This is a genomic window from Streptomyces sp. AC627_RSS907, assembly GCF_019049165.1.
This window is the reverse complement of sequence record NZ_JAGMUE010001118.1, coordinates 1-549: the sequence shown is the minus strand read 5'-3', so window position 1 is coordinate 549 and position 549 is coordinate 1. Positions and strand designations below refer to the sequence as shown.

Annotated in this window: 1 protein-coding gene; it reads left to right on the top strand. The window is 74.0% G+C overall.

Features of this window, described 5'->3' with window-relative positions:
- On the top strand, window positions 1-549 hold a 549-nt coding region (locus KUM32_RS40595), incomplete at both ends, for a pyridoxal-phosphate dependent enzyme (RefSeq protein ID WP_217146698.1).

Below are 549 nucleotides of genomic sequence, written 5' to 3'. Positions count from 1 at the left end.
CCGGATGCGGATGCTCGGCGCCGACGTCGTGGCCGTGAAGTCCGGCAGCCGCACCCTCAAGGACGCCATCAACGAGGCGTTCCGCGACTGGGTGGCCAACGTGGACCGCACCCACTACCTGTTCGGCACCGTCGCCGGGCCGCACCCCTTCCCGGCGCTGGTCCGCGACTTCCACCGGGTCATCGGCGTCGAGGCCCGGCGCCAGCTCCTGGAGCGCGTCGGGCGGCTGCCGGACGCCGCCGTGGCCTGCGTCGGCGGGGGCTCGAACGCGATCGGCCTCTTCCACGCGTTCCTCCCGGACGAGGGCGTGCGCCTGGTGGGCGTGGAGCCCGCGGGGCACGGCATCGACAGCGGTGAGCACGCCGCCACGCTGAGCGTCGGTGACCCCGGCATCCTGCACGGCTCCCGCTCCTACGTCCTCCAGGACGACGACGGGCAGATCACCGAGCCGTACTCGATCTCCGCCGGGCTCGACTACCCGGGCGTCGGCCCCGAGCACGCCTACCTCAAGGACGCGGGGCGGGCCGAGTACCGCTCCGCCACCGACGA